The sequence below is a fragment of the Caulobacter sp. SSI4214 genome, from assembly GCF_012184455.1.
GTDB lineage: Bacteria > Pseudomonadota > Alphaproteobacteria > Caulobacterales > Caulobacteraceae > Caulobacter > Caulobacter vibrioides_E.
Window position 1 is genome coordinate 1 of sequence record NZ_SZWJ01000062.1, and the last position, 24,928, is coordinate 24,928.

The following is a 24,928-nucleotide window of genomic DNA, read 5'->3' on the forward strand; positions in this document are numbered from 1 at the left end:
TGCGGCGGCGGTTCGACCTTGGTGATCGCGTGCTGCGCGACGTTCCACAGCAGGATGGCGCCGACCACCAGCAGGCCGCCGGCGAAGATCAGGGCCAGGCGCGGATCGCGCTCGCGGCGCACGCCGACCGGCGCGCGCAACTCGGCGCCGTCGTCCGGCGCGTCGTGCTTGAAGCGGGCCACGGCCGCCTCGGCGTCCAGGCCCAGCAGGCCGGCATAGGCGCGGACATAGCCGATGGTGAACGGCCGCGAGGGCAGGTCCTCGAGCCGCATGTCCTCCAGCGCCTCGATATAGGCCTGACGGATGCGCGTCGCGTCGGCGACGTCCTGGGTGGTCAGCCCCCGGAACTGGCGGGCCGACTTGAGGGCCACGCCAAGATCGGAGCCCTCGTTCAGCGAGGGCTGATAGGCCGCGACCGGCGCATCATCGACGTCGGCGTCGGCGACCAAGTGCAAGCGCCCCACGGTGCCCGTATCCAGCGGCATGAAAAATAGAGACCCCGAAAACTCGCGCCGCGCGCGAAGCGCGTCGCACTCCCCCACCCGTGACGCACGGTGTTCTTAACAAGTTTTCGAGATATCAGACTAAGTAACGGGATTCAATGCACTAAACGGTGACGCTTGGTTAACGGCCAAGCCTTTCGTCACACCGCCACGTACAGCTTGCGCGCCAAGGTTTCGATCTCTCCGCGCAAGGATCCGCCCGAGCCCTTCAACAGGGCTTCAACGTTGCGTCGAGCCGCCTCCCGATCGCAGCTCAGCACCATCTGCTTGACGGGACCGATGCCGGCCGGCGGCATCGAAAGCCCCTCGAAACCCAGCGCCACAAGGGCGAAGGCCTCGAGCGGACGGCCGGCCATTTCTCCGCAGACGGACACCGGCGTGCCGGTGTCGGCGCAAGCCTGCTGAATGGTCTTCAGCGCCCGCAGCGCGGCCGGCGACAGGGGGTCGTAGCGGTCCGAGACCTTGGGATTGCCCCGGTCGGCGGCGAACAGGTACTGCATCAGGTCGTTGGTGCCGACCGAGACGAAGTCGGTCATCGGCAGCAGCGCGTCCAAATGCCACAGCAGCGACGGGGCCTCGATCATCGCCCCGACGTCCAGCCGCGAGGGCGCGGGCCGACCGCGCTTGAGCGCCCATGCGACTTCCTGATCGACGAAAGCTCGGGCGGCGCGGAACTCGTCGACATTGGCGACCAGCGGGAACATCACCTTCAGCGGCCGTCCGGCGGCCGCCTTGACCAGCGCCCGGATCTGCATCCGCAGGAGGGCCGGACGGTCGAGACCCATCCGCACGGCGCGCCAGCCCAGGGCCGGATTGTCCTCGCGCTCCAGCTCCATGTACGGCAGCAGCTTGTCGCCGCCGAGATCGAGCGTGCGGAAGGTGACCGGCATCCCGTTGGCGGCCTCCAGCACCTTTTCGTAGAGCGCGGTCTGAGCTTCCAGGCGCGGCAGCTCCTCGGCCACCATGAACTGGAACTCGGTGCGGAACAGGCCAATGCCCTCGGCGCCCGTCTCGGCCAGGATGTCGAGATCGACCGCCAGGCCGGCGTTCATCAGGAGGGTGATCTTGGCCCCGTCCTTGGTGATCGGCGGGGTGTCGCGCAGGCGGGCGAACTCGGCCTTGCGCTGGGCGCGGACCTCCATCCGGACCTTCAGCGCCTTGACGACGTCCGGACGCGGCCGCAGCCAGGCTTCCTGAGTTTCGGCGTCGACCACCACGGGGTCGCCCTCGCTGACCCGGTCTCGCAGACCGGCCAGGCGGCCGACGCAAGGAATGTCGAGCGCCCGGGCCACGATGCCGGCGTGGCTGGCGGCGCTGCCTTCCTCCAGCAGGATGCCCTTCAGCTTGGTGCGGTCGTATTCCAGGAGATCGGCGGGGCCGAGGTTCCGGGCGATCAGGATGGCGTCGTCGGGCAGCACCCGCACGGCGTGGACGTCGCCCGACAGGTGGCGCAGCAGGCGGTCGTTCAGGTCTTCAAGATCGTGCAGGCGCTCGCGCAGATAGGGATCCCGCGCCTGGCCCAGACGGGCGCGGTGCTCGGAACGCACCCGCTCGACGGCGGCCTCGGCGGTCAGGCCCGACCGCACGGCTTCCTGCAGGCCGCGGTTCCAGCCCCGGTCGTGGGCGAACAGGCGGTAGGTCTCCAGGACCTCGTAGCTGGCGCCGACCAGGCCGTGCTGGCCTTCCAGCATCTCGTCGATCTGGGTCTGCAGCGCCTCGATGGCGTAGTTGAGCCGGGCCTCCTCGGCCAGGGCGTCGTCGGACAGCAGGGTCTCGGGCGCGACCGGCTGTTCGTGCAGAACCGCCACGCCATAGGCCAGGCCCTCGGCGAAGCGCGCGCCCTTCAGCCGCTCGGGCTTGTGGGGCGCCAGCTCGACGTCCTTGAGCTCATCGGCGCCCAGGAGCTCGCTGGAGCTGACCATCTCGGCCAGCACCATGGCGATGATCTGGAGGTCCTCGACCTCCTCCTCGTCATAGATCCGCTCGGTGCGGTTCTGGACGACCAGCACGCCGATCGCCCGGCCGCCGCGCAGCAGCGGCACCGCCAGGAAGGCGTGGTAGGGATCTTCGCCGGTTTCCGGACGGTAAGAGAATTGCGGATGGCTGGCGGCGTCGGACAGGTTCAGCGGCCGGCCCAGGCGCATGGTCTCGCCGACCAGGCCCTCGCCGGGCTTCATGCGCGTGACGTGGACGGCCTCGCGCGACAAACCCTCGGTGGCGAACAGTTCCAGATCGCCGGAGGCGCGGCGCAGATAGATCGAGCAGACCTCGGCGACCATCGAGACGGCGATGGTGCGCACCACCATGTCCAGCTTGGCCTGGGCCGGACCGCCGCCGGCCATGGCCTCGCGTATCTGCCGCAGCAGGCTGCGAGGTCCTCGAACGGCGATGCCGGATGCCGCCATGAGCCTAAAGCGCGCTCCCTAACCCAAAGGACGAAGGTCTAGCCCGGCGTCGCGCGCCGAGGGTCAAGACCACGTCCGCCTCTAGAGCCTGTCCGATCTGGATGAAACCATCCAAATCAAAATGAACAGACCTCGCCTTCAAAGTCCGAGCGTGCGCCGAAGCGGCCTGACCGTCGCAAGCCTGGCGCCGACGCGCTCAAGATGGGGGCTACAGCAGATTTCGCCAGCGCGATAGCCGCTGACGACAACCGAACGGCGATTAGGTGCGAGCGAACGAAAAAGCGCCGCCTCCGGGCGGAGACGGCGCAGGTTGAACGCTCGGGGAGGGATCAGGACTCGAGCGCTAAGCGGACAGCCTTAGCGGCGATAACCGTAGTCGTAGCGGGCGTCGTAACGGTCGTAGCCCCGGCCGTAGCCGTAGCGGCCGTCGTCGTGACCGTAGCGGCCGTAGCCATAGCGGTCATAGGCGTAGCGGTTGTCGTAGCGCGGGGCGTAGCGATAGTCGTAGCCGTAGTCGCGACGGTGATCGCGCGCGGTCGTGGCGCCCAGGGCGGCGCCGGCCACGGCGCCGATGGCGACCGCGTCGCCCTTGCCGTGGCCCAGGGCCGCGCCGGCGACGCCGCCGATCAGGGCGCCGACAATGGCGCGGTCGGTCTTCTCGCCGGCGAAGGCGGCGGTGGCCGGGGCGACCAGCGCGCCGGTGATGGCGACGGCGACGATGGTCTTGGTGATCTTGCCAGTGGTGTTCATGGCGGGGCTCCTATTCCAGAGGCGTCGCCCGTTCGCGGCGCTGTTGATGTCTGTTCTAGGACTCGCCGCCTGAACCTGATCGGGACCCTTCGTTCAGGTTGGGTTTAGGTTCGGAAGCCCGCTTTCGGCGTCCGCTTCCCAGGTCAGGTAACCGAACACGGCCCGCTTCAGACGCCGCGAAAGCCCTTCCCGGTCGGGGACGCTCTTGCGGCCTTCGGCGTCGACCAGGGCCCGGCTGAGGCTGATCAGGTCGGCGGCCGCCTCGACCAGATCCAGACCCGCCAGAGCCTCTCCGCCACGTTGCAGGACCCCGATGATCGCCGCCAGCATCGCCCGTTCGGCGGCCTCGGTTTCCTCGTCCAGCGGCAGGCGCGCCTCCTCGAAGTCCAGGATGCGCGCCAGGTTCGGCAGGTCCAGCTGGTGTCCGACGGCGACCGCGATCAAGCGCGACACCGCCTCGCGCCAGTCCTCGCCCGGACGCGCGGCGACCGCCGCCTCCACCTCGGCGGCGAAACGGGCGGCGTCACGGCGCACCAGGGCGGCCATCAGCGCGTCCTTGCCCGGGAAGTACTGGTACAGCGAGCCGACGCTGACCCCGGCAACGGCCGCGACGACATTGGTGTTGAACCGCTCCAGCCCCTCGCGCTCCAGAATGCGAGCCGCGCCGTCCAGGATCACCTCGACGGTCGCGGCCGAACGCCTCTGGCGCGGGCGTTTGCGGGGGCTCAGGGGATCTTCCCCTCCCCGGTCGAGATGCGAGTTGGCCATATGTGATGAAAAGCTCACATTTTTGGCGCGGTCAATGACGGCCGCGACCGGAGACCGCTCCATGAGCACCGAACCTCAAACCATGACGCTTTTCATGCTGGTGCGGACCACGCCCGCCTGGCTGGCCCTGGCGCCGAAAGACCGCTTCGCCTTCTTCGACGCCCATATCGATCCGCTGCTGGCGGCCCAGCCGGCGGTCAAGCTGCGCTTCTACGACGCCGAGTTCTATGACGCCCGCGTCTCGGACGTGCTGGTCTGGGAAACCGCCGACCAGGCGGCCTATCGCGCGATCGTCGAGGGCCTGCGCGAGACGCCGTTCTGGGACCACTATTTCCACATCGTCGACATCATCCCGGCGATCGAGAACGCCTATGCCGACCATTACGACGCCAAGCTGATCGGCGCGGCGGCGTAAGGCCGGCTCACGCCCGATGCCGGCGGGCCGACCACAGCACGCCGGCCAGGATCAGCACGATGGCCGCGCTCTCCAGGGGGCGCGGCCAGCGGCCCTCGCGCAGGAAGCCGTACAGCAGGGCGAACACGGTCTCGAACACGATCAGCTGACCCGAGAGCGACAGCGGCAGCAGACGGCTGGCGGCGTTCCACAGGCCGTTGCCGATCACCGATGCGCCGATCGCGACGGCGAAACCGACGGCCCAGAACCCGCCCCAGGCCGCCGGCGCGTGGGCCTCTCCGCCCAGCAGGAAGGCCGGTATCACCAGCACAAGCGACAGCAGACCCGTGGCGACGCCGGTCAGCAGCGACCACTCGTGGCTGTTGAACCGAGGCGTCGCGGCCAGGCGCCGGGCGTTCCAGACCGCGTAGGCGGTCCACATGGACAGGGCCAACAGCGCGCCGGCGAGGCCGATCAGGGTTCGCCCCATTCCCGAGCGGCCGGCGGCCGCGAAGGCGTCGAGATTGATGCAGGCCCCGCCGGCGACGATCAAGGCCAGAGGCGCCAGCAGCCGCCGCACGGGCGTCCCCTCCCCCGGCCGCGCGCCGACCAGGGTGATGGTGACCGGCAAGAGGCCGATGATCAGCGAGGCCAGGGCCACGCCCGCGCTCTTCACCGCGATCGACAGCCCGACATAATAGATCAGGTTGCCGAGCAGGCTCAGCGCGGCCAGGTCGCGCCAGTCCCGGACGGTCGTCTTGGCCATCACGGTCTTCCACGACGGCGCCAGCAGCAGGACCGAGACGAGGCCGTAGGCGATGTAGCGCCCCGCCGTCATCTGCAGCGGGGTGAAGTCGGAGAGCAGCTTGGGCGCCAGGAACACCCCGCCCCAGAACGCGCCGGCGACGAGGCCGCACAGCAGGCCAAGGAGGATGTTGCGAGAAGACGTCATCAGGCTGCCGTTATCAGGCGCGCGGCCTCATGGCTTTGGCGAAAGCACCCGGAGATTTGGCGGATCCTCCCCCGTAAAACGGGGGAGGTGTCGGCGGCGCCGACGGAGGGGGCCTTCTGGACCTGTGCCGAACTAGCCCCCTCCGGCCCTCCGGGCCACCTCCCCCGCGGCGCGGGGGAGGATCAACTAGCGCCCCTTCCGCCAAGCCCCCGGCGTAACCCCGAGCGCCGCCTTCATCCGCTTGGTCAGCCCGCTCTGGTCGCCATGGCCCGTCCGGACCGCGATCTCGGCGATCGAGAGGCGGGTGTCCGACAGCAGCCGTTGGGCCGCCCGCAACCGCGCGTCCGACAGCGCGCCATGCGGTGTCGTCCCGTAGGCCTCGGCGAAGCGCGCGAAGAAGCGGCTCGGGCTCATGCCGGCCTCGGCGGCGAGATCGCGGACGGCGAGGGACTGGTCGTAACGCGCCTCGATCATCGCCATGGCGCGGGCCAGGCGCGGGTCGATCTTGGGCGGGGCCGCCGACAGGCCGCGCAGCAGCAGCGGGGTCCAGAGGCGGGCGACGCCGGCCTCGATCGCGCCGGGCGTCTCGCCGGCCAGATAGTCCAGCAGGCCGCGCACCGCGCCGGTGACGGGGGCGAAGGGCCGCTCGCGCAGATGCTCGAACGGCTCCATCAGCGCGCCGCCGATGTCGGCGACGACGAACAGGTTCTCGCCCGAGGCGGCGAAGGCGTGCCGGGCGCCCGGCGGAACCACGGCGGCGCGTCCCGGATCAACCCGTCCGCCCCGGCCGTCGATCTCCATCTCCAGCACGCCCCGGCGCGGCAACACGATCTGGTCGAAGGCGTGGGCGTGCGGCGGCGCGTCCTCGCCGTAACGGCGGAACGACAGCTCGGCGGGGGCGGTCAGGTCGTGGCCCATGGGGCCACCATAGCGCGGTCAGCCGTGACCGGGCAGCGCCAACGGCTCCGAAGCGTCGGCGACCAGCCGGCGGGCCTGTTCGAGGGCCGCGTCGATGTCGTTCTCGATGAACTCGACCTCGAGATCGGTCAGCGGGTGCGGCGCGGCGATCACGTTGCGCAGATAGGCGCGGCGCTCGGGGCCGGTCATGGCCCACCAGCCGACCGTGTGGCCTTCCTCGATCACCGCGTCGCCCATGGCTAGCAGGTCGTCGGTGTCGAAGATCGGCTGGCCGGGCTTTTCCGGAAACCACTGGCCGTCGTCCGGCAGGGCCTGGTCCAGCTGCCGCAGCAGGGCCGCCAGCCACGGGCTGATCAGCAGGGGCTTCTCGTAGCCGTCGCCGAACTTGGCGCGCAGCAACAGGTCGTAGAGCAGCTCCAGCCCCGCGTCGCCGTGGAAGGTGACGGTCTTGGCCTCGGGATCGAACTTGAAGACGTCGGGCATGGGGACTCTCTCGGGCGGGCACCCTTCATAACGTCCGAACGCGACGTTTTCATCTAAGCCGGCGGAGAGCGCCCCCTCCCCCGCCGCGCGAGGGAGGATGGAGCCGTTCCTCCTCACCCGTGAAACGGGGGAGGTGGCGCGAGGCGAAGCCTCGTGACGGAGGGGGCGCTCCCCTCCGCCGAAATCAGAGCTGATCCAGCCCGTACACCGCGTGCAGGGCGCGGACGGCCAGCTCGGTGTAGGCCGCGTCGATCAGGACCGAGATCTTGATCTCCGAGGTCGAGATGACCTGGATGTTGATGTTCTTCTCGGCCAGGGCCGCGAACATCGACTGGGCGACGCCGGCGTGCGAGCGCATCCCGACGCCGATCACCGAGACCTTGGCGACGTCTTCGTTGACCGCGACGTCCTCGAAGCCGATCTCGGTCTTGGCGGCCTGGACGATCTCGACCGCGCGAGCGGCGTCACGCTTGCCGACCGTGAATTCCATGTTGGCCGTGGCGTTGGTGCGCGCGCGCGACTGCACGATCATGTCGACATTGACGTTGGCGTCGGCCAGGCGCCCGAAGATCTGCGAGGACACGCCCGGATGGTCGGGCAGGCCCAGCAGGGTGATCTTGGCTTCGTCGCGGCTGTAGGCGACGCCCGAGACGATGCGCTTTTCCATGATTTCTTCCTCGTCGCAGACGATCGTACCTTGTCCGGGCGCTTCCCCGGGTTCGACGAAACTCGACAGCACCCGCACCGGCACGCGATGGGCCATGGCCATCTCGACCGAGCGGGTCTGCAGCACCTTGGCCCCCAGCGAGGCCATTTCAAGCATCTCTTCGTAGCTGATCTTGGCCAGGCGCTTGGCCTTGCTCTCGATCCGCGGATCGGTCGTGTAGACCCCGTCCACGTCCGTATAGATGTCGCAGTCGCCCTTCACGGCGGCGGCGATCGCCACGGCCGAGGTGTCCGAGCCGCCCCGGCCCAGGGTGGTGATGCGGCGGTTCGGCGTGACGCCCTGGAAGCCCGCGATCACGGCGATCTCGCCGTTGGCGAAGCAGGCTTCGAGGTTCTCCGGCGGGATCTCCTCGATCCGCGCGCGGCCATGGGCCTCGTCGGTGATGATCGGCACCTGCCAGCCCAGGAACGAGCGGGCCTTGTGGCCCATGTTGCGCAGGGTCATGGCCAGCAGGCCGGCGGTCACCTGCTCGCCCGAGGCGACGACGGCGTCGTACTCGTCGTCCGACTCCGGCAGGCCTTGGGCCGCGCGGCCGGCGCCGTCGGTCCAGGCGACCAGTTCGTTGGTCTTGCCCGACATGGCCGAGACGACCACCGCGACCTGCTTACCCGTGGCGACCTCGGCGGCGACCAGGCGCGCCACACGGCGGATGCGCTCCAGGTCGGCCACCGACGTGCCGCCGAACTTCATCACCAGACGTGACACGTCCCCGGTACCTCGACACTTGGTTATTTCTTGCGCCCGCGCGGCCGGATCGCTCCCCCACGCGCAAGCGAAGCGCCTTCTAACGGCGAGACGGCGCAACGGCAATGTCGCGCGGCCGTCTTTTTTGTCCGACCGTGGCGCGACGAGCCCGGCGTGATAGACAGATCGCATGACCGACGCAGCGCCCTCCCCCGCCGCCCCCTCCTGGAGCATCGACCCCGCCGACGTCGCGCGGTTCTCGGCGATCGCCGCCGAGTGGTGGGATCCGAAGGGCAAGTTCGCGCCGCTACACGTGTTCAATCCCTGCCGCCTGGCCTTCATTCGCGAGCAGGCCCTGGAGCGGTTCGATCGCGACGGGTCCGCGAACGCCCCGTTCGAGGGTCTTTCCCTGCTGGACATAGGCTGCGGCGGCGGGCTGCTCAGCGAACCGATGGCGCGGCTGGGCTTTTCGGTCACCGCGATCGACGCCTCGGAAAAGAACATCAAGACCGCCGCGACCCACGCTTCCGAACAGGGTCTCGAGATCGCCTATCGTCCCGCCACCGCCGAGCAGCTGCTGGCCGAGGACGCGGGTCCCTTCGACGTCGTCCTGACCATGGAAGTCATCGAGCACGTCGCCGATCCGGGCGAGTTCCTGCGCACCTGCGCGCGGCTGCTGAAGCCGGGCGGCCTGATGATCGTCGCGACGCTGAACCGCACCCTCAAGGCCCTGGCCCTGGCCAAGATCGGCGCCGAGTACGTGCTGCGTTGGGTGCCGCCCGGCACGCACGACTGGAAGCAGTTCCTCAAGCCCGAAGAGCTGCGCGCCTTCCTGGCCGGCGAACCGGTCGAGACGCACGGCCCGTTCGGCGTGACGTACAATCCCCTGACCGGCCGCTGGGGCCGCTCGACCGATGTCGACATCAACTACATGATGACCGTCACCAAGGGTTGAGTCCCACGGATTCCGGGAACTTCACCCTCGCGCGGGCTTTACCTCCGCGCAGGGACTTGAACCCGGATTGACGGCTCGTGTCGGGGTCGGACGTCGATCCGTTCTAAGGGAACGGAGAAAACACCATGACTTCCAATAGCTTGGCCATCGGCCTGGCCGCCACGGCCGCGCTGAGCGCCTTCGCGCCGGCCTTCGCCCAGGATGGCTACCAGCAGAATCTGCGGGCCTATGACAACCAGCGCGCCAACTACGACGAACGCGTCAGCGAATATCAGGACCGCCAGGCCGCCTATGAGCGCGACCGCGCCGCCTACCTGAGGGCGCGCGACGACTATGACCGCCGCTATGGCGTCGGCGCCTACGACCGCCGCTATCCCAGCTACGCCCAACGCTACCGCGTCGCCCAATACCGCGACAGCGCCGCCTACTATTCCGAGCAGGCCGACTTCGAACGGGCCCGCGCCAATTACGAGCGCGCCCGCTACGACTACGACCGCCGTTACGGCGACGGCGCCTATGATCGCCGCCACCCCGACGAGGCCGATCGCTTCCGCGTCAGCGGCGTGAGCACCGCCGGCGGCTATGACGACCAATGGCGCCGGGACCGCGATCGCTATTTCGCCGCCCGCGACGACTATGACCGCCGCCACTACGCCGGCGCCTACGATCGCCGCTATCCGGGCGAGGCCAGCCGCTACGCCAACCCGCCCTATGCCGGCGCCTACAGCATCGACACCAGCGCCAATGTCGCCAATCCGTGCCGCCAGGACGCCAAGCGCAACGCCACGGTCGGCGGGGTGATCGGCGCCCTGGCCGGCGCGGCCCTGGGCTCGAACGTGGCGGCTCGCAACGCCAAGCCCGAAGGCACGGTGCTGGGCGCCCTGGTCGGCGCGGGCGTCGGCGCGGCGGTTGGCAACGCGTCGGCCAAGTGCGACACGCGCGGCAACTACTGGACCTACGAGCAGACCCAGCCCTACCGCTATGGCGACGGCCGCTACGCCGACGCCAGCGAGCGCTGCCGCCTGGCGCCGGCGCCGACCGAATACAACGGCCGCGTCGAAACCCGCTATGTGCGGGTGTGCCCCGACGCCGACGGCCGCTACCGCGTCGAAAGCTGATCACGACCGATTTCCCTCTGACGGTCGCGTTTCCGACTTTACCGGAAACCGGCCGCCAGCTTGGGCGTTAGTTCGCCGAGGGATCGAACAAGAACACGTGGAGAGCTCGTCATGCGCGCCCGCCTGAAAGCCATCATCCTGGCCACCGCCGTCGGCTTCACCGTCAGCAGCCTGGCCGTCACCGCCGCCGACGCCCAGGGCCGTCGTTACCGCGTCATGGTCTGCGACAAGTCCAAGGCCAAGAACGGCGCGATCATCGGCGGCCTGTCCGGCGCCCTGCTCGGCAACGCCGTCGCCGGCCACGGCGCCCGCACCGAAGGCACCTTGCTGGGCGGCGCCGTCGGCGCCGTCGCCGGTCACGAGATCGGCAAGAGCAAGCGCAAGTGCCACTACGAGTACCGGTATCGGTAAGGCTTAGGCTTTCGCCGCTTCAAGGGCGCCGGACGCGAGTCCGGCGCCTTTTTGATCGCCTCAGTTCACGTCCGTCTTCTTCGGCGCGGCCGGCGGCAGCGGGGCGACGTTGACGCCGTCCTCGACCAGGGCCTTGACCTCGGTGGGCGAGGCCTCGCCGTAGATGCCGCGTTCCTCGGACTTGCCCTCGTGGATGGCGCGGGCCTCCTTGGCGAAGGCGTCGCCGACATAGTCGAAGTTCTCCTCGACGTGCCGGCGCACCTCGCCCATGGCCGCCATCATCATCTCGCGCATCTTCGGATCGACCGGCGGCGCGGCGCGCTGGGCCTTGGTGCCGGCGACGGCCGGGGCCATGATCCGCTTGGAAACGCCGCGCGAGCCGCAGACCGGGCACTCGACGAGCCCGCGCGCGGCCTGGTCGTCATAGTCGGCCGACGAGCCGAACCAGCCCTCGAATTCATGAGCCGCGTCGCACTGAAGCGCGTACTTGATCATGGCGCCAGGATCAGGACTTTCACGGCCCGACGAAAGGCCGGGCGTTCCGCAGGACCGGGATCGCCGCCCGCGCCGAGAGGGCGGCGGGCAGGTCGAGATCGGCCATCAGCACGCCGGGCTCGTCGTGGTCAAGCTTGGCGATGATCTCGCCCCAGGGACCGACGACGATCGAGCGGCCCCAGGTGCCGCGGCCGTCCTCGTGGAAACCGCCCTGGGCGGCGGCGATCACGAACGACCCCGTCTCGATGGCGCGGGCGCGCAGCAGCACATCCCAGTGGGCCTCGCCGGTGGGGCGGGTGAAGGCCGCCGGCGCCGTCAGCACCGTCGCCCCGGCCAGGGCGAGGGCGCGGTGCAGCGCGGGGAAGCGCATGTCGTAACAGATGGTCAGGCCGAACCTGGCCAGCGGGGTGTCGACGACCACCGCGGCGTCGCCCGGCGTATAGGTGGCCGATTCCCGCGCCGTCTCGCCGGTGGGCAGGTCGACGTCGAACATGTGCAGCTTGTCGTAGGTCGCCACGATCGCGCCGGTCGGGTCGATCACGACCTGGCGGTTGGCGGCTTTTCCGTCCTCGCGGCGAACCAGCGCCGAACCGATGTCGATCCAGGTCCCGGTCTCGGCCGCGATCTCGCGCAGGCCGTTGACGACCGGATCGTCCTCGAGCGCGGTCAGGGTCGGCAACAGCTTGGACCGGTCCCGCTGCAGAACGTTGGAGCATTCGGGCGTCAGGACGAACTGGGCGCCCTCGGCGATCGCCTGGCGCACGAGCGGCGCGACATGGGCCAGCGCGGCGGCGTGGGTCGCCGGCGTGCGGGTCTGGATCAGGCCAACGCGAAGGGACGTCGATGCGCTCATGCGGTCAGCAGGCCGTCCAGCTTGCCCTCGGCGTCCAGGGCCATCATGTCGTCGCAGCCGCCGATGTGCTGGTCGCCGACGAAGATCTGCGGGAAGGTGTTGCGGCCCGAGCGCTGCATCATCTCCTGGCGCAAGGCCGGATCCATGCCGGCCTCGATCTCGGTGAAGTCGGCGCCCTTCTCGCTCAGCAGCGCCAGGGCGCGCGCGCAGTAGGGGCAGAACGGACGGGTGTAGATGGTGACGTGGGCCATGCGCCTGACTCGTGAGGGTTACGAGGTCCTCATATAGGACGCGCCCGCATTTCTGTAACGCGGGCGACGACCGATAAAGTCACCCGCGACGCCCCGGCCTTCAACAGCGCCCGCGCGCAGCCCTCGGCCGTGGCGCCGGTGGTCAGAACGTCATCGATCAGCACGATCCGGCGACCCGCGACCCGGCTCCGCCGCGACGCGGGCACGGCGAAGGCGGCCGCGACGTTGCGCTGGCGCCCCGAGGCCGACTTGCCGCCCTGGCTGGCGGTGTCGCGCTGGCGGACCAGGGCGTCGGGCAGGTAGGCCAGCCCCGCCATCCTCGCCAGCGGCCGGGCGATCTCGGCGGCCTGATTGTAGCGGCGGCTCAGCAGACGCGCGCGGTGGACCGGCACGGGGACCACCGCGTCGGCCTCGGCGAGCAGGTCCGCCCCCGATCGCGACAGCCAGCGGGCGAACAGCCCCGCCAGGTCCGCGCGGTCGGCGTGCTTCAGCTTCAGGACCAGGTCGCGCGAGTGCTCGTCATAGACGCAGGCGGCGCGGGCCCGCTGGAAGGCGCGCGGCTTGGCCTGGCAGGCCGGACAGCGCTCCAGCGCCGCGTCGGCATAGGCGACGGCCAGGCCGCAGCCGTCGCAGACCGGATCGTCCAGGAACGTGATCTTGGAGAAGGCGCCGGCCGACAGACCGCCGCTGATCGCCGCCTCGCCGTCCAGGCTGGTCGGCGGCAGCAGAAGGTCCAGCAGCCCTCGCCCCAGGCCCATCAGGCGCGGCCCGGCTTTCCATATCGGTCGGAAGTCGCCATGTTCCGCGCGCATGACCGCCTCGCCCCTTCTCTTCGACCGCGCCCTGCATCGCGTCCGTCTCGATCGCGCCGCGCCGGACTACGGGTCCGCCGACTTCCTGAAGGCCCGCGCGGCCCAGGATCTCGTCATGCGGCTGGAGACGATCCTGCGACGCTTTCCGGTCGCCGTCGACCTCGGCGCGAGAAACGGTAGTTTTTCCAAGGCCTTGGCGGATAGCGACGCGCGCGCCAATATCGACGTGCTGATCGAGACCGACCTGTCGTCGCGGATGCTGGCCGGCCGCCGCGGCCCCCGCGTCGTCGCCGACGAGGAGCGCCTGCCGTTCGGCGACGCGACCCTGGATCTTGTGGTCTCCACCCTGTCGCTGCACTGGACCAACGATCTGGTGGGCGCCCTGATCCAGATCCGCCGCGCGCTGCGGCCCGACGGCCTGTTCGTCGGCGCGATCTTCGGCGGGGCCACCCTGACGGAGCTGCGGCAATGCCTGCTGGCCGCCGAGTCCGAGCTGTCGGACGGCGCGTCCATGCGCGTCTCGCCCTTCGCCGACGCCATCGACGCGGCGGGGCTGCTGCAGCGGGCGGGGTTCGCCCTGCCCGTCGCCGACGTCGATCGCGTGAAGGTGCGCTACGCCCACCCGATCAAGCTGCTGCGGGACCTGCGGACCATGGGCGAGACCAGCGTGCTGCTGGATCGCTCCCGAAAGCCGCTATCGCGCCGGGTGCTGTTTCGGGCGATGGAAATCTATGTCGAGCGCTTCGCCGAGCCCGACGGCCGCGTGCCCGCCACCTTCGAGATCGTCTCGGTCACCGGCTGGGCGCCGCACGAAAGCCAGCAAAAGCCCCTGCGCCCGGGCTCGGCCAAGATGCGCCTGGCCGACGCGCTCGGCGTCCAGGAGCGGCCGGCCGGGGACAAACCCGCCCCTTAGGTCGCGTTGAGCGCCGCGGAGGTCTTGCTGAAGCTGGTCTTCATGCCGCCGCTCAAGACATTCATGGCCGTGACCAGCGCCAAGGTGATCAGGGCGACCAGAACGCCGAGCTCGACGGCCGTCGCGCCGGACTCATCGGACCAGAAGGCCTTCAAAGCAGATCGCGAAGCCAGGCCACCAGCGGCTCGTCCGCGGGCGGCATTGGATAGTCCGCGAGCTTGTCCGGTTTCACCCATGCCAGCGCCTCATGCTCCTTACGCGTCACTTGGCCGTCCCACCGACGCAGCAGGTACAGTGGCATCAGGAGGTGAAAAGACTCGTAAGAGTGCGACGCGAAAACGAACGGCGCCAAACAGGCCTGGGCGACCTTGATCCCCAGCTCTTCGTCGAGTTCGCGGATCAGGCATTCCTCGGGCGTTTCGCCAGGCTCGACCTTGCCGCCGGGAAACTCCCAGAGACCGGCCAGCTGCTTGCCCTTGGGCCGCTGGCAGATCAGCACCCGGCCGTCGACATCGATCAGGGCGGCGGCGGCGACGAGGACGGTGGGCTTGGTCATGGGTGGGGTTTGGCGCGGGCCGGCGCGGGTGGCAAGGGCGGATCGCCTCTCCTCCCTCTCGAGCGCCTCTCCTCCCCCGCCTGGGGGAGGTGGATCGCCGCGGATACGCGGCGAGACGGAGGGGGCCCGCACGTGTCGCGTAGCCTTGGCGCTGACCCCCTCCACCGGCTTCGCCGGTCCCCCTCCCCCAAGAGGGGGAGGAGAGCCTAGACCGGGCCCTTCCTTGACTTTGGCGCCGCAACAAGCGATATCGGCGTCGCGCCACATTGGCGCTATTGGCGCTCCAGCCGCGTGAGGGTCCGTTTTCGGACCAGCCTGTCGAGCGCCTTGAGAGCTTTTCTCACCCGATCGCCCGTGCACGCGGGGCGCTCCCCCGACCGAAGCCGAGGGGCCAGCCGTGCGAGACCGCATGCGCTTTCCTTGGCGCATGAAAGACTAAACACACGTGACTCAATTTTCCGACCTTGGCCTGGCCAAGCCGCTGCTCAAGGCGCTGGCCGAGAAGGGCTACAAGGAACCCACCCCGATCCAGGCCCAGGCGATCCCGGTCGTCCTGCAAGGCAAGGACCTTCTGGGCATCGCCCAGACGGGCACCGGCAAGACCGCCGCCTTCGCCCTGCCGATCCTTCAGCGTCTGGCCGAGGACCGCAAGCCGGCGCCCCGCCGCGGCTTCCGCTGCCTGGTGCTGTCTCCCACCCGCGAACTGGCCACCCAGATCGCCGAGAACTTCAAGGCCTACGCCGTCCACATGGGCCTGTCGGTCCACACCATCTATGGCGGCGTGAAGTACGGCCCGCAGATGAAGGCCCTGGCCGGCGGCATCGACATCCTGGTCGCCACCCCCGGCCGTCTGATGGACCACATGGCCGAGAAGTCGGCCATCGTCTCGGGCACGGAGATCTTCGTGCTCGACGAAGCCGACCAGATGCTGGACCTGGGCTTCGTGGTGCCGATCCGCAAGATCGCCAGCCAGCTGACCAAGAACCGCCAGAACCTGTTCTTCTCGGCCACCATGCCCAGCGAGATCGGCAAGCTGGCCGGTGAGCTCCTGAAGGACCCGGTGCAGGTCTCGGTGGCCCCGCAGGCCACCACGGTCGAGCGCATCGACCAGCGCGTCCTGTTCATCGAGGCCCAGCGCAAGCGTCCGCTGCTGGCCGAGCTGTTCGCCGACTCGAGCTTCTCGCGCACCATCGTCTTCACCCGCACCAAGCGCGGCGCCGACCGCGTGGCCAAGTACCTGAACGCCGCCGGCGTCGAGGCCGCCTCGATCCACGGCGACAAGACGCAAGGCCAGCGCGAGCGGGCCCTGGCGGCCTTCAAGGCCGGCGAGATGCGGGCCCTGGTGGCGACCGACATCGCCGCGCGCGGCATCGACGTCAACGACGTCAGCCACGTGATCAACTACGAGCTGCCCAATGTGCCGGAGGCCTATGTCCACCGGATCGGCCGAACCGCCCGCAAGGGCAAGGACGGCATCGCCATCAGCTTCTGCTCGGACGACGAACGCAGCCTGCTGAAGGACATTCAAAAGGCCACCCGCCAGACGATCCCGTCCTTCGATCGCCGCAACGACAAGCAGCTGGCGGCGGCCGCGGCCGTCGCCGACAAGCTGGTCCCGGCCGACAAGCACGTCGACCCGCGCAAGGCCGACCCGCGCAACGACGTGCCGTCGGAACTGCGCCGCAAGCGCCAGCGCAACCGCAATGGCGGCCCCAAGGGCCGCGCCGACGGCGGGCAGAATGGCCAGGGCCGCCAGGCTCAAGGCAAGGGTCAGGGCGGCGGCGCGCAAGGCCAGAAGGCCGCTACGGCCAACAACGCCTTCCGAGGCCCCAAGCGGCAAGCCGCTCCGACCGAGAAGCGCTGGTCGCCGATCGACTAATCGCGCCGAATGCAAAGACTTCCCCATATCGGGGGTGGCGAGCGCCACCCCCGATAGTCAGGCTTGGCCGGTTTACCCGAGCGACCCTTGAATCCCTTCGCGCGATGGGTGCACCATGGGTCCAACCGGTCGACGGACCGGATGGGGGGTCTAAGTGATGGGCGAGCACGGCGAAAGGCCGGCTGGCGGCGACATGGCCGCCCGCGTCCGTACCTACGATTGGTCTAGAACGCCGCTGGGTCCGCGCGAGGCCTGGTCCCCCGCCCTGCGACTGACCTCCGAGATGGTGCTGGCCGCCAGCGTCCCCATGGCCCTGCGTTGGGGGCCCGCCCTGAACCTGATCTATAACGACGCCTATGCACCGACCTTGGCGGACCGTCATCCAGACGCCTTGGGCTCGCCGTTCGCGGCGACGCCGGCGCCTGTGCGCGCCGCCCTGCGCGCCGTCCAGGAGGCGATCCTGCGCGGGACCAGCCGGGGCTTCGCCTTCGAGAACCTGCCGGTGCGCCTGGTCCGGGACGGCGCGCCCCAAAGCGCCAACTTCACGGTCGCCTATAGTCCCGTTCCGGACGAGACAGTCGAGGGCGGCGTCGGCGGGGTGCTGGTCACCGCCGTCGAGATCACCGGCGCCATAACGACCGCCCAGACCACGCGCGACGCGCAGGCGCGCTATCAGATGGCGCGGGAGGTCGCCGGCGTGGTCGGAGCCTGGGAGTGGGACATCCGGACCAACAAGGTCTATGCCGACGCCCGCTACGCCGAGCTGCACAACATCGCGCCCGAGTTCGCCGAGGCCGGCCTTCCCGTCCAGAGCTATACGCCCGCCATCCATCCCGAGGACCGCGCGCGAATCCGCCACGTCGCCATGAAAGCCGCCGCGGATGGCGGCGCCTTTTCCGAGGAATACCGCCTGATCCAGGCCGACGGCTCGACGCGATGGGTCTACACCCGGGGCCAGTCCTATCTGGGCGAGGACGGCCAGCCCGCCCGCAACACCGGGGTCATCGTCGACGTCACGGAGCGCAAGAAGGTCGAGGCTGAGCTGGCCGCCGCGCGAGCCGACCTCGATCTGGCCGCCGAGGCCGCCGGCCTGGGGCGCTGGGACCACAAGCCCCACATCGGCCAGCGCTTTTGGGACAGCCGCGCCCGCGTCATCTTCGGCCTGTCGCCCGACGAGGCGCCCTCGCAGGAGACCTTCGAGCGCCTGCTGCATCCCGACGACACGCCAAGGGTCCGAGCGGCCGTGGCCGCCGCCACCGATCCGGCCGGCGATGGCGCGATCAATCTCGAATACCGCATCCGCCGCGACAGCGACGGCGCCGTTCGATGGGTCGGGGTCTTCGGCCGGGGCTATTTCGAAGGCGACAAGTGCGTGCGCTTCGTCGGCGTGGCTTCCGACGTCACCGAGCACCGCGAGGCCGTCGATCGCCTTGTGCGGCAGGAAGAGACCCTGCGCCTGGCGGTCGACGCGGCCGACGTCGGCACCTGGGATCTCAACCTCGAGACCGGCGAGCTGTTCTGGTCCGATCGCTGCTACGCGATGATGGGCGTCGGCGCCGGCCAGCCCATCGACATCGACACCTTCGAGGCCTGCATCCATCCCGACGACCGGGCGCGCGTGGCCGACGCCATGCGCCAAGCGCGGGATCCCGCGATACGCGCCGAATACTCGGTCGAGTTCCGCACCCTCGGCCGCGATGATCATGTCGAGCGGTGGGTGAATACGCGCGGCAAGGTGTTCTTCGGCGACGACGGCAAGGCCCAGCGCTTCGTCGGCGCCGTGGTCAACATCACCGATCGCAAGCGCGCCGAATTGCACCTGCGGCTGCTGGTCAACGAGCTGAATCACCGGGTCAAGAACAGCCTGGCGACCATCCAGGCCATCGCCGCGCAGAGCTTTACCGGGCAGCGGTCGCTGGAACAGGCCCAGGAAGCCTTCTCCAGCCGGATCCTCGCCCTGGCCGAAGCCCACGACCTGCTGACCCGCGAGAACTGGGAAGGCGCCGATCTGCACGACGTGACCGAACGCGTCGCCGCCCTGCACGGCGGCGCCGGTCGCTTCGATCTTTCCGGCCCGGCGGTGCGCCTCTCGCCCAAGACGGCGCTTTCGCTGTCGATGGCGCTGCACGAGCTGGCCACCAACGCCATGAAGTACGGCGCCCTATCGACGTCCGACGGGCGCGTTAGGGTGGCTTGGACCCTGGCGTCGGAGCCCGGCGCCCCGCGTCTGGACTTGACCTGGACCGAGCGAGACGGCCCGCCGGTCTCGCCGCCCACCCGCCTGGGCTTCGGCTCGCGCCTGATCGAGCGCGGCCTGGCGGCGGAGCTGTCGGGCGCGGCCACGATCGACTTCCAGCCCGACGGCGTGGTCTGCCGCATCCGCGCGCTGCTGGAAGCCTAGAGGCTGCGGGCAGACTCTAGTTCGAGCTCCGCGCGGCCGCGCGGAGCGCCGCGGCGATCTGCTCGTCGGTGCGGCGCAGCGCCATCATCAACGCGCCGGCGACGATCAGCGGGATGACGGCCCAGACCAGCCAGCCGGCCACGGCCAGGGCGGTGGCGGCGGCGAACAGGAAGGCGATGCCGATCTCGGCCAGGTTGGCCAGCACCGAGCCCGACCGGCGCCGGCGGAAGTCGGCGCGTCGACCGGGTTTCTGATGCCAGACATTGATCAGCCCGGCGCTCCAGGCGGTCAGGCCCGCGCCGATCGCCGTCCAGAGCGCGGCCAGCGGGTGATACCAGGCCAGCACGCCGATCGGGATCGCCAGCAGGGCGGCCACCGGCGTCAGGGCGGCGAACAGCTTGGCCCGTCGCAGGGTCGCCATCGGCGTGGGCGAGACGGCCAGCAGGTCGGGGGTGTCCTCGGCCGACAGGGTCAGCCAGGCCGGGCTGCCCGCCACCTGGCCGGCCAGGAAGGCCACGGCCGCGGCCGGCCCCGCCAGCGTCCAGGCCTGCTGGTGCGTCCCGGCCCGCGCCAGCACCAGGGCCAGCGGAACCATGTAGAGCACCCGCAGCAGCACCTGCGAGATCAGGGCCGCGTCGCGACCGATCAGCCGCAGCTCCTTGCGCACCGTGGCGCGGAACGCGCCGGCGGCGAAGGCGCGGGCGGGCCCCCGCGCGGCCTTGTGGTGTTCCGCCCCTTGGGTCGCGGCGGCCGCGTCGGCGAAACGGCGGCCCAGCGCCCGCACGGCGACCAGGAAGATCCCGACGCCGATCGCCAGCAGGATCAGCAAAGGGATCGGCTGGCCCAGGGCCGCGCGCAGCGGCAAGTCGGCGTTCGGCGGCGGCTTGAAGCGTCCGTCCGCCGCCGCCCGGGCGATATGGGCGAACAGGCTCTCGCTGGCCTGTTTGCCGAGCAGGTTGCGGAACTGGGTCGCCAGGAAGAAGGCCGCGCCGATCAGGGCCGCCAGCACCTGGGCCACGGTGCGCGTGCGCCTCGGGCCGATCAAGGAGAACAAGGCCATGGCCAGCAGCAGGCCAAGCCCGGTGGCCGCCAGGGACGCGGCCGCCAGCACGCCGAACAGCCCCGCCCATCCTGGATGGCCGTAGACGATCGAGGGACCGACCAGCAGCAGCGCCGGGATCACGAACCAGGTCGCCGCGTTGACCGCGACGCCCAGGGCCCGGACGAACAGCACCCTGCGCGGCGCGATCGGCGAGGAGAACAGCAGGTCGAGATCGCCGCGCTCGTAAAGAACGTCGGCCGCCGCCGCCAGGCCGGTCGACAGCATCAGGGTCAAGATCACCGCCAGCACGAAGTCGCCGATGGCGATCGACAGCGGAACGATGGGGATTTCACGGCCATGAACGGCCAGGGCGATGCTGACGCCGGCGATCAGGGCCATCACCACCAGCACCGCCAGGGCGATCATCGACACCGGTCCCCGGCTCTTGCGACCGGACACGAAGCCGCGCCAGGTCAGGCGCAGCTCGTGGGCCAGGAGCCAGGGGATCGAGGCCGGCTGGAAGCGGATCACGCGTGACCCTCGGCCGTCAGCTGCAGGAAGACGTCCTCGAGCGTGCGGCCGCTGGCCTGGCCGGCCATGCCGCGCAGGTCCTCCAGCGACCCCTCGGCCAGCAGGCGGCCGCCGGCGATGATGCCGATGCGATCGGCCATGCGTTCGGCGACCTCGAGGATATGGGTGGTCAGGATCACCGTGCCGCCCGCGTCGACGCGGGCCCGCAGCATGTCCTTGACCAGCCGCGCGGCGGCGGCGTCCAGACCGGTCAGCGGCTCGTCCAGGATCAGCAGCTTGGGCTCGTGGATCAGCGCCCCCGCCAGGGCGACCTTCTGCTTCATGCCGCGCGAGAAACCCTCGCACCAACGCCCCGCCTCGGCGGTCAGACCCAACTGCGCCAGCAGCGCCTCGGCCCGCGCCTTGGCCGCGCGCGGCTCGATGTTCCAGAGCCCGGCGACGAACTCCAGATATTCCATCGGCGTCAGCTTGTCGTAGATCATAGCCTCGTCGGGGGCCCAGGCCAGCAGGGCCTTGGCGCCGGCCGGATCCTTGCGGGCGTCGACGCCGAAGATCTCGACCTCGCCCTTGTCGGGACGGGTCAAGCCCGCGACCATCCGCAGGGTAGTGGTCTTGCCCGCGCCGTTGGGACCGAGCAGGGCGTAGAGCTCGCCCGCGCGGACCGTCAGGTCGAGGTCCATCACAGCGGGCTTGGCGAACGTCTTGTTCAGCCCCCGAACGATCAAGGCTTCCGTCACGCACCGCCCCCAAGTCTCACGCGCCCATGTGAACGTGATTGCGAGGCCAGTGGCAAGCCACGGCGCTCGGCGTTGACAGCGCGTATCGACCTCGCCTATCCAGACTGAGCTCTCCGGGAGGCGTCGGCGCATCGCCGAAAGGGCTAGGCCCACCCACTGAAACCTTTTCAGCCGGAGCCTCTCATGCCCAAGCTCGACTCCTATCGCAAAAAGGCCAAGCAACTCGTGTCTTGGCACGCGGAACGGAACTACTCCGTCGGCGGCAAGGTCCGCCAGTTGGCCCGCTTCGCGCACCTGACCGACCTTGAGATCCTCGATACCCCCCTACCCCTGACTCTGGCGCAGGAGGTGATCGCCGTGGAGGCGGGCTATCTCGACTGGGCGACGCTGAAGCGCGCGGTCGACGACGTTCCGAACCCGCCCAAAATCGAGCCGCCCCCGCGCCTGGCCGGCGTGACGCCGGTTCTGATGGTCGCCGACGTCGCCCGCTCGGCGGCGTTCTGGCGCGACAAGCTGGGTTTCGCGATCGACTTCCTGCATGGCCGCCCGCCGTTCTACGGCGCGGTGTCGCGCGATGGCGTCTGCCTGCACCTGCGCTTTGTTCACGCGCCCAACTTCGCCGAGTTGGCGGAACGCGAGGTTTCGCTGATCCTGGCGGCCATCGAGACCGCCAACGTCAAGGCGCTGTTCGCCGAGTTCGAGGCGCGCGATGTCGAGTTTCCGCAGCGCCTGAAGCGCCAGGCCTGGGGCGGCCTGGACTTCCATGTGCGCGACCCTGATGGCAACGTGATTTCGTTTGTGCAGTACGACGTCCCGTCGGGAAGCTAGAACTTGGTCTTGCAGCCCTGCTTGAGGTGGACGCCGCGCAGGAAGCCGCGACGGGCCAGGCCGGCGTCGACCACCGCGTTCATGTGGCGGTCGTTCGGGGCCGCGCCGGTCAGTTCGCGCACCAGCCCCCGGAACGGAATGATGCTGTTGACCACCGCCTTGCCGCCCGCCTCGGCCAGCTTACCGGCGCGGTTCTCGGAATATTCGTTGCCGACCTGGTAGTCGGGGCCCAGCACGGCGTTCAGCGCCTTGATCTCGTTGGCCAGCGCGACGCAGGTCCTCAGGCCCTTGACGCTGTAGGTGTCGTTATAAGCCTTCTCCAGGATCGGCGGGATCTCGCGCTTGGAGAGGCCGACGTCGCGGACCGGCTGGGTGCCGATCTCGGTGGCCTTCTCCTTGGTCTGGCCCCAACGCCCGCCGGGCTCGGTGGGCTTGGCCGGCGGCTTGACCTGGGCTTGGGCCGCCGACGTCGCCAGCAGCAGGGCCGCGCCGACTGTTAGGCAAAGCTTCGAATTCATCAGGACGCCCTCCGCGGAATACGGTCCTTGAACGGCGCAGCTTCGCGATCGGTTCCGGGCGCTAGTTGGGGGGCGTGGCGGCTTCCAGGTCGAAGGCCGCGTCGAAGGCCTCGTCGCTCGGAACCGCGCCGGACAGCGCGCCCAGGAAAAGGTCCTCCAGCGCTTCCCAGACGAAGCCCAGCTGTTCCAGCACCGCCGGGACTTGAGCGACGTCGAAACCTGGATAGAGGTCCTCGATCAGCCACAGGCCGCTGGCGGGATCGAAGCCGAAGCGGCTGCCGATCAAGCGGAACTGGGCCTTGGCCGCCGTCTCGAACAGCGCCGTCAGGTCGCGGGCCTCGTCCAGGTCCTCGGGGTCAAGCACGAGGCAACGGGCCTGCAGCCAGCCGTGATCAGGCAACAGGTAGAACGCCCCGTCCTCCTCGTCCTCGCCCGACACCTCCAGGCCCCGATCGATCGCCTCGACGCGATAGCCGGCCGAGCGGCACACATCGGCCAGGTCATTCAGGAAGGCGGCTTCCTGTTCGGGGGTCAGGTCGGTCATGGGGAGACTCCGGTATTTCAGGGTTGGGATCCTAGCACGATCGCCACTCAAACTACGCCCGTCATTCCCGCCCTCGTGGCGGGAACCCCTCCGTCCGCCGCAGGTGCAGCGGAGGCGGACTGCTCAGCAGTCCGCTTGTATCTCACGTATGAGCTGAACCAGGGGTTCCCGCCACAAGGGCGGGAATGACGGGCGTTATGAGTGAGCGAAGGAGATAACGGCTCCCTAGCTTCGGTAATCCCCGTTGATCGCCACGTACTGCTTGGTCAGGTCGCAGGTCCAGACCGTGGCCGAGCCCTTGCCGACGCCGACGTCGACGCTGACCTCGAACTCCGCGTTCTTGACGTAGGCGCTCATCTTGGCCTCGTCGTATTCGGCCGAGATCAGGCCGTCGCGGGCCGCGTAGAGATCGCCGAAACGGACGTTGATCTTCTCGCGGGCCACCGGCTCGTCGGCGCGGCCCACGGCCATGACGATGCGGCCCCAGTTGGCGTCCTCGCCGGCGAAGGCGGTCTTGACCAGCGGGCTCTCGGCGATGGTGCGGGCGATCTTGCGGGCGCTGGCCGGGCTCTCGGCGCCGTTGACGGTGATCTTGACGAACTTGGTCGCCCCCTCGCCGTCGCGGACCAGTTGCAGCGCCAGGTCGAGCAGCACCCCCTCCAGCTTTTCCCGGAAGTCGGCCAGGCGCTTGTCGCCGGCCCGGTGGATCTTCGGCGCGCCCGACTGGCCGGTCGCGAACAGCAGCAGGGTGTCGTTGGTCGAGCGGTCGCCGTCCACCGTCACGCAGTTGAAGGTCGTGCGGGTGTAGAGGCTGACCAGGGTCTGCAGCGCCGCCGGCGCGATGGCCGCGTCAGTGGCCACGAAGGCCAGCATGGTGGCCATGTCGGGCGCGATCATGCCCGAGCCCTTGCAGATGCCGGCGATCTTGACCTCGACGCCGTCGATCATCGCCGTGGCGTAGGCTCCTTTCGGGAAGGTGTCGGTGGTCATGATCGCCCGGCCGGCCTCGGCCCAGGCGTCGGCCTTCAGGCGGCTCTCGACCTCGGGCAGGCGGGCGGTGATCTTGCTGTCGTCCAGGATCACGCCGATGACGCCGGTCGAGGCCATCATCACGTCGCGCTGGCGGCAGTCCAGGCGCTTGCCGACGGCGGTGGCCACGCGGCGCACGGCGTCCGCGCCCGGGCGGCCGGTGAAGCTGTTGGCGCAGCCGGCGTTGACCACCAGGGCCCGCACGTCCGCGCCGCCGGTGGCGGCCAGCTGCCGCTTGCACCAGTCGACCGGCGCCGAGCCGACGCCGTGACGCGTGAAGACGCCCGCCGCCGAGGTGCCTTCGGCGAAGCGCATCAGCAGCAGGTCTTCCCGCTCGTGCTTGTAGAAGCCCGCGCGGCCGGTGGCGATCTCGACGCCGGCGATCGGCGGAATGACCGGGAACGGCACGGCCAGCGGCGATATGGCCAGGCCCGGCTTGCCCGCGCCCGTGGCGGCCGGCTTGGCGGCGGG

Annotated in this window: 27 protein-coding genes; 8 read left to right on the top strand and 19 right to left on the bottom strand. The window is 69.7% G+C overall.

Going from position 1 to position 24,928, the window contains the following annotated elements:
• The 4 genes from FCU40_RS16155 to FCU40_RS16170 all read right to left on the bottom strand — a co-directional run.
• Positions 1 to 485 (bottom strand): helix-turn-helix domain-containing protein (locus FCU40_RS16155; RefSeq protein ID WP_175582090.1); only part of this gene is annotated, 485 nt, incomplete at its 3' end.
• A 158-nt stretch (positions 486 to 643) separates the two neighbouring features.
• On the bottom strand, positions 644 to 2,908 hold the full coding sequence (gene ptsP / locus FCU40_RS16160; protein WP_168076281.1) for a phosphoenolpyruvate--protein phosphotransferase: 2,265 nt from the start codon (positions 2,906 to 2,908) through the stop codon (positions 644 to 646).
• A 357-nt stretch (positions 2,909 to 3,265) separates the two neighbouring features.
• Positions 3,266 to 3,658 (bottom strand): hypothetical protein, encoded by a 393-nt coding sequence (locus FCU40_RS16165; protein WP_168076283.1) that lies wholly within the window; start codon positions 3,656 to 3,658, stop codon positions 3,266 to 3,268.
• A 93-nt stretch (positions 3,659 to 3,751) separates the two neighbouring features.
• Positions 3,752 to 4,426, bottom strand: coding sequence for a TetR/AcrR family transcriptional regulator (locus FCU40_RS16170; RefSeq protein ID WP_168076285.1), 675 nt, complete (start codon positions 4,424 to 4,426; stop codon positions 3,752 to 3,754).
• A gap of 61 nt (positions 4,427 to 4,487) precedes the next feature.
• On the opposite strand from FCU40_RS16170, the gene FCU40_RS16175 reads away from it, so the two are divergent.
• Positions 4,488 to 4,841 (top strand): darcynin family protein, encoded by a 354-nt coding sequence (locus FCU40_RS16175; protein ID WP_004621530.1) that lies wholly within the window; start codon positions 4,488 to 4,490, stop codon positions 4,839 to 4,841.
• Between the two features lie 7 nt (positions 4,842 to 4,848).
• On the opposite strand, the gene FCU40_RS16180 is transcribed toward FCU40_RS16175, so the two are convergent.
• The 4 genes from FCU40_RS16180 to FCU40_RS16195 all read right to left on the bottom strand — a co-directional run bounded on the left by FCU40_RS16180 (position 4,849) and on the right by FCU40_RS16195 (position 8,605).
• Positions 4,849 to 5,772 (bottom strand): DMT family transporter, encoded by a 924-nt coding sequence (locus FCU40_RS16180; RefSeq protein ID WP_168076287.1) that lies wholly within the window; start codon positions 5,770 to 5,772, stop codon positions 4,849 to 4,851.
• 186 nt (positions 5,773 to 5,958) lie between these two features.
• Complete coding sequence (locus FCU40_RS16185) at positions 5,959 to 6,690, bottom strand: AraC family transcriptional regulator (RefSeq protein WP_168076289.1); 732 nt, start codon at positions 6,688 to 6,690, stop codon at positions 5,959 to 5,961.
• A gap of 18 nt (positions 6,691 to 6,708) precedes the next feature.
• A complete protein-coding gene (locus FCU40_RS16190) occupies positions 6,709 to 7,173 on the bottom strand; it encodes a hypothetical protein (RefSeq protein WP_004621538.1) in 465 nt (154 codons plus the stop codon).
• 184 nt (positions 7,174 to 7,357) lie between these two features.
• Positions 7,358 to 8,605, bottom strand: a complete 1,248-nt coding sequence (locus FCU40_RS16195; protein ID WP_004621540.1) for an aspartate kinase — start codon at positions 8,603 to 8,605, stop codon at positions 7,358 to 7,360.
• 169 nt (positions 8,606 to 8,774) lie between these two features.
• Here FCU40_RS16195 and ubiG point away from each other — a divergent pair, with 169 nt between their 5' ends.
• From ubiG to FCU40_RS16210, 3 genes are all read left to right on the top strand, one after another.
• On the top strand, positions 8,775 to 9,539 hold the full coding sequence (ubiG, locus tag FCU40_RS16200; RefSeq protein ID WP_168076291.1) for a bifunctional 2-polyprenyl-6-hydroxyphenol methylase/3-demethylubiquinol 3-O-methyltransferase UbiG: 765 nt from the start codon (positions 8,775 to 8,777) through the stop codon (positions 9,537 to 9,539).
• A 125-nt stretch (positions 9,540 to 9,664) separates the two neighbouring features.
• A complete protein-coding gene (locus FCU40_RS16205) occupies positions 9,665 to 10,657 on the top strand; it encodes a glycine zipper 2TM domain-containing protein (protein WP_168076293.1) in 993 nt (330 codons plus the stop codon).
• A 111-nt stretch (positions 10,658 to 10,768) separates the two neighbouring features.
• Positions 10,769 to 11,068, top strand: coding sequence for a glycine zipper 2TM domain-containing protein (locus tag FCU40_RS16210; RefSeq protein WP_168076295.1), 300 nt, complete (start codon positions 10,769 to 10,771; stop codon positions 11,066 to 11,068).
• A gap of 60 nt (positions 11,069 to 11,128) precedes the next feature.
• Here the strand turns inward: FCU40_RS16210 and FCU40_RS16215 are convergent, their stop codons facing one another.
• The 4 genes from FCU40_RS16215 to FCU40_RS16230 are packed head-to-tail and all read right to left on the bottom strand — an operon-like array spanning position 11,129 to position 13,479.
• Complete coding sequence (locus tag FCU40_RS16215; protein WP_168076296.1) at positions 11,129 to 11,563, bottom strand: DUF1178 family protein; 435 nt, start codon at positions 11,561 to 11,563, stop codon at positions 11,129 to 11,131.
• A 19-nt stretch (positions 11,564 to 11,582) separates the two neighbouring features.
• Positions 11,583 to 12,416, bottom strand: coding sequence for a carbon-nitrogen hydrolase family protein (locus FCU40_RS16220; protein WP_168076297.1), 834 nt, complete (start codon positions 12,414 to 12,416; stop codon positions 11,583 to 11,585).
• The gene (gene grxC, locus FCU40_RS16225) at positions 12,413 to 12,667 is read right to left on the bottom strand and encodes a glutaredoxin 3 (RefSeq protein WP_168076298.1); all 255 of its coding nucleotides are present in this window, start codon (positions 12,665 to 12,667) and stop codon (positions 12,413 to 12,415) included. Before grxC ends, FCU40_RS16220 begins: the two co-directional genes overlap by 4 nt.
• A 29-nt stretch (positions 12,668 to 12,696) precedes the next feature.
• Positions 12,697 to 13,479 (bottom strand): ComF family protein, encoded by a 783-nt coding sequence (locus FCU40_RS16230; protein ID WP_168076299.1) that lies wholly within the window; start codon positions 13,477 to 13,479, stop codon positions 12,697 to 12,699.
• Between FCU40_RS16230 and FCU40_RS16235 the strand changes: the two genes are divergently transcribed.
• Positions 13,478 to 14,392, top strand: a complete 915-nt coding sequence (locus FCU40_RS16235) for a methyltransferase domain-containing protein (protein ID WP_168076300.1) — start codon at positions 13,478 to 13,480, stop codon at positions 14,390 to 14,392. The genes FCU40_RS16230 and FCU40_RS16235 overlap by 2 nt on opposite strands.
• On the opposite strand, the gene FCU40_RS16240 is transcribed toward FCU40_RS16235, so the two are convergent.
• Together FCU40_RS16240 and mutT are read right to left on the bottom strand one after the other, a co-directional pair.
• The gene (locus FCU40_RS16240; protein ID WP_004621553.1) at positions 14,389 to 14,547 is read right to left on the bottom strand and encodes a Flp family type IVb pilin; all 159 of its coding nucleotides are present in this window, start codon (positions 14,545 to 14,547) and stop codon (positions 14,389 to 14,391) included. The genes FCU40_RS16235 and FCU40_RS16240 overlap by 4 nt on opposite strands.
• Positions 14,544 to 14,948, bottom strand: coding sequence for an 8-oxo-dGTP diphosphatase MutT (gene mutT / locus FCU40_RS16245; RefSeq protein WP_004621554.1), 405 nt, complete (start codon positions 14,946 to 14,948; stop codon positions 14,544 to 14,546). The genes FCU40_RS16240 and mutT overlap by 4 nt, the downstream gene beginning before the upstream one ends.
• A gap of 445 nt (positions 14,949 to 15,393) precedes the next feature.
• Here mutT and FCU40_RS16250 point away from each other — a divergent pair, with 445 nt between their 5' ends.
• Both FCU40_RS16250 and FCU40_RS16255 read left to right on the top strand, forming a co-directional pair.
• Positions 15,394 to 16,827, top strand: a complete 1,434-nt coding sequence (locus tag FCU40_RS16250) for a DEAD/DEAH box helicase (protein ID WP_168076301.1) — start codon at positions 15,394 to 15,396, stop codon at positions 16,825 to 16,827.
• A 157-nt stretch (positions 16,828 to 16,984) separates the two neighbouring features.
• Entirely contained in the window at positions 16,985 to 19,228 is a 2,244-nt protein-coding gene (locus FCU40_RS16255; protein WP_168076302.1) for a PAS domain-containing protein, read from the top strand.
• 16 nt (positions 19,229 to 19,244) lie between these two features.
• Here the strand turns inward: FCU40_RS16255 and FCU40_RS16260 are convergent, their stop codons facing one another.
• Positions 19,245 to 20,801 (bottom strand): hypothetical protein, encoded by a 1,557-nt coding sequence (locus FCU40_RS16260; RefSeq protein ID WP_168076304.1) that lies wholly within the window; start codon positions 20,799 to 20,801, stop codon positions 19,245 to 19,247.
• Entirely contained in the window at positions 20,798 to 21,481 is a 684-nt protein-coding gene (locus tag FCU40_RS16265) for an ABC transporter ATP-binding protein (protein WP_241693631.1), read from the bottom strand. Before FCU40_RS16265 ends, FCU40_RS16260 begins: the two co-directional genes overlap by 4 nt.
• A 240-nt stretch (positions 21,482 to 21,721) precedes the next feature.
• Here FCU40_RS16265 and FCU40_RS16270 point away from each other — a divergent pair, with 240 nt between their 5' ends.
• Positions 21,722 to 22,366, top strand: a complete 645-nt coding sequence (locus FCU40_RS16270) for a glyoxalase superfamily protein (RefSeq protein ID WP_168076306.1) — start codon at positions 21,722 to 21,724, stop codon at positions 22,364 to 22,366.
• Here FCU40_RS16270 and FCU40_RS16275 read toward each other — a convergent pair.
• The 3 genes from FCU40_RS16275 to argJ all read right to left on the bottom strand — a co-directional run.
• On the bottom strand, positions 22,363 to 22,884 hold the full coding sequence (locus FCU40_RS16275; protein ID WP_168076307.1) for a hypothetical protein: 522 nt from the start codon (positions 22,882 to 22,884) through the stop codon (positions 22,363 to 22,365). The two genes, FCU40_RS16270 and FCU40_RS16275, sit on opposite strands and share 4 nt — an antisense overlap.
• A 61-nt stretch (positions 22,885 to 22,945) precedes the next feature.
• The gene (locus tag FCU40_RS16280; RefSeq protein WP_168076308.1) at positions 22,946 to 23,428 is read right to left on the bottom strand and encodes a hypothetical protein; all 483 of its coding nucleotides are present in this window, start codon (positions 23,426 to 23,428) and stop codon (positions 22,946 to 22,948) included.
• 225 nt (positions 23,429 to 23,653) lie between these two features.
• Positions 23,654 to 24,928, bottom strand: a 1,275-nt coding sequence (gene argJ / locus FCU40_RS16285) for a bifunctional glutamate N-acetyltransferase/amino-acid acetyltransferase ArgJ (RefSeq protein ID WP_241693630.1), incomplete at its 5' end; no start/stop codon positions are given.